The sequence below is a fragment of the Mycobacterium sp. genome, from assembly GCF_035570115.1.
In the GTDB taxonomy this organism is placed as follows: domain Bacteria; phylum Actinomycetota; class Actinomycetes; order Mycobacteriales; family Mycobacteriaceae; genus Mycobacterium.
In genome coordinates, this window is sequence record NZ_DATMLH010000043.1 from 1 (window position 1) to 3,026 (window position 3,026).

The 3,026-nt window shown below is 66.8% G+C and carries 3 protein-coding genes; all 3 read left to right on the forward strand.

What is annotated here, in order from left to right; all coding sequences use genetic code 11:
- Positions 1–59: 59 nt before the first annotated feature.
- Positions 60–1,256 carry an acyl-CoA dehydrogenase family protein gene (locus tag VNW74_RS02940; RefSeq protein WP_325675118.1) on the forward strand — a complete coding sequence of 399 codons (1,197 nt, stop codon included), beginning with the start codon at positions 60–62 and terminating at the stop codon, positions 1,254–1,256.
- Positions 1,253–2,350, forward strand: a complete 1,098-nt coding sequence (locus VNW74_RS02945; RefSeq protein WP_325675116.1) for an acyl-CoA dehydrogenase family protein — start codon at positions 1,253–1,255, stop codon at positions 2,348–2,350. The genes VNW74_RS02940 and VNW74_RS02945 overlap by 4 nt, the downstream gene beginning before the upstream one ends.
- Positions 2,351–2,369: 19 nt before the next feature.
- Positions 2,370–3,026, forward strand: a 657-nt coding sequence (locus VNW74_RS02950) for an aldo/keto reductase (protein WP_325675117.1), incomplete at its 3' end; no start/stop codon positions are given.

Consider the following 3,026-nt stretch of genomic DNA (forward strand, 5'->3'; position numbering starts at 1 on the left):
ACCGGCGACACCTTGGTGATCGACGGCGGTCAGGTGCTCGGCAACGCGGGGGAATTCCGATGAGCGTCGACGAGCAGGCGGTGGCGCAGGATCTGCACGCGCGGGTGCGGACGCTGCTCGAAGAGCACGACCCGGTGGGCGATGCAGGTGAATTCCTGGCTGCCCGGTTCGATGCCGGCCTGGCCTGGGTGCACTTCCCCCGCGGCTCCGGCGGGCTGGAGCTCTCGCGAGGCTTTCAGTCGCAGGTCGAAGCCGACCTGGCCGCAGCGGGTGCGCCGCCGGGAGGCGGACCACACAACGGCATCGGGATGGGCATGGCGGCGCCGACCATCGCCGCCTTCGGCACCGCGGAGCAGCAACGAAAGTTCTTGCGGCCGTTGTTCACCGGAGAGCACTTCTACTGTCAGTTGTTCAGTGAGCCGGGCGCGGGATCGGACCTGGCCGGGGTTTCCACCCGCGCGGTGCGCGACGGCGACGACTGGATTGTCAACGGGCAGAAGGTGTGGACCTCGAGCGCGCAGCTGGCCCAAAGGGCAATCCTGGTCGCACGGACCGATCCGACGGTTCCCAAGCATCAGGGCCTGAGCTACTTCGTCTGCGACATGACCGATCCCGGCGTCGAGGTCCGCCCGCTACGTCAGATCACCGGCGAAGCCGAGTTCAACGAGGTCTTCCTGACCGACGTCCGGGTGCCCGATGCGAACCGGCTCGGCGCCGAGGGCGGCGGCTGGAAGGTCGCGACCACCACGCTGAACAACGAAAGGGTTGCCATCGGGTCGATGGCCGGCGGCGTGCGCGAAACCGGGATGATCCGCAAGGTCGCCCAGGCCTGGCGGGCCGAACCGCAGCTGCGCAATCCGGCGATGCACGACGAGCTGATGCGGCTGTGGGTGGAAGCTGAGGTCGCCCGGCTGACCGGTCTACGACTGCGCCAGCGGCTCACCGCCGGTCAGCCCGGGCCGGAGGGCGCGGGACTGAAGGTGACGTTTGCCCGTCTGGCCCAAGCGACTTCGGGCTTTGAAATCGAGCTGCACCCCGAATCCGGTCTGCGCTATGACGATTGGACCATGCGTCAGCCCGATGGGGTCGACTTCACCGGGCGCGAGCCCGGCTATCGCTACCTGCGGGCCCGGGGCAATTCGATCGAGGGCGGCACATCGGAGATCCTGCGCAACACGATCGCCGAGCGCATCCTCGGCCTGCCGCCTGAACACCGGGTCGACAAGGACATCGCATTCAAGGATTTGGACAAATGAGCGATCTGCTGTACTCCGACACCGAGGAAGCATTGCGGGACAGCGTGCGCCGCCTGTTCGCCGACCGGTGCCCGCCGGAATCGGTGATGCGCGCCTACGGCCCAGCGCCGCATGACTTTCCCGCTGTTTGGCTTGCGCTGGCCGCCGACCTGGGCATGGCCGGCTTGCTGGTGCCCGAGCAACTCGGCGGCGCGGGCGCGAGTGCCCGTGAGGCGGCCGTCGTCATGGAAGAGATCGGCCGAGCCGTAGCGCCGGTGCCGTTTCTGTCCAGCGCGGTGCTGGCCACCGTTGCGCTGCTGGAGGCCGGCGACACCGAGACGGTCAAGGGTTTAGCGGCGGGTTCGCTCACCGCTGCGCTGGCGGTACCGCTGTCCACCGCGCCGGGTGACGCGGTGGCCGGTGTCAGCGTCAGCGGCGACGGGCTGACCGGACGGGTCACCAGCGTGGCCGGGGCCAGCGAAGCCGACGTGCTGGTGGTGCCGGTGGCCGGGCCGGACGGGCTGGAGTTGCACACTGTCGCTCGTGACGCCGCAGGCGTCGACTTGTCGCCGTTGCTCACCCTGGATATGACGAGACCCATTGCGGACCTTCAGTTTTCTTCTGCTGCGTCGTCGCGCGTCGGTACTGCATCTGCCGAGGCCGCGGTGCGGGCCTCGCTCGAGACTGGTGCGGCACTGCTTGCGTCCGAGCAGCTGGGCATCACGCAGTGGTGCTTCGACACCACACTGGCTTACGTCAAGCAGCGCAAGCAGTTTGGCCGGGCGATCGGGTCTTACCAGGCGATCAAGCACCGGCTGGCGGATCTGTGGATCGAAGTCAATTCCGTTGCACCAGTGGCCCGATACGCCGCCGACACCTGCGCTCGCCGAGACGACGACGCGCCGATCGCCGCGGCCGTCGCGCAGGCCTACTGCAGCGGTGCGGCCGTGCACGCCGCCGAAGAATGTGTTCAGCTGCACGGCGGCATCGGAATGACGTGGGAGTATCCGGCGCATCTCTACCTCAAGCGGGCTAAGAGCGATCAGCTGGCGTTCGGCACCGCCTACCGCCACCGCGCCCGGTTGGCTGACTTGGTCGACCTGCCGGTGTCCTGACAAACGAGACGAGCAAACAATGGACAAGCGCATCCTCGGCGACAACCTCGAGGTTTCGGCAATTGGACTGGGCTGCATGGGAATGAGCCGCGGCTTCGGACCTTCGGGCTCGAGAGACGAATTGATCGCAGTCGTCCGCGCCGCGGTCGACCGTGGTGTCACGTTTTTCGACACCGCCGAAGCCTATGGGGACAACGAAGAGCTGGTCGGTGAAGCCCTGGCGCCGTTCGCAGGGCAGGTGGTGATCGCGACCAAGTTCGGCTTTGCCTTCGGCGCCGACGGCAACATCAACGGGCTAAACAGCCGGCCCGAGCACATCAAAGAGGTCGCCGACAACTCGCTGCGGCGGCTCGGCGTCGACACGATCGATCTGCTCTACCAGCACCGGGTGGACCCAGAGGTCCCGATCGAGGACGTGGCCGGGACGGTCAAGGAGCTGATTGGTGAAGGCAAGGTGCAGCATTTCGGGATGTCGGAAGCGTCGGCGGACAACATTCGTCGCGCCCATGCTGTGCAACCTGTGACCGCTCTGCAGAGCGAATACTCGCTGTGGTGGCGGGAACCCGAGACCAAAGTATTGCCGACGTTGGCCGAACTCGGCATCGGCTTCGTGCCGTACAGCCCGCTAGGCAAGGGCTTTCTCACCGGAAGCATCAGCGAGAACACACAATTCGAC

Coding starts and splice junctions, on each gene's coding strand:
- VNW74_RS02940 (WP_325675118.1), top strand. CDS start 60: ATGAGCGTCGACGAGCAGGCGGTGGCGCAGGATCTGCACGCGCGGGTG.
- VNW74_RS02945 (WP_325675116.1), top strand. CDS start 1,253: ATGAGCGATCTGCTGTACTCCGACACCGAGGAAGCATTGCGGGACAGC.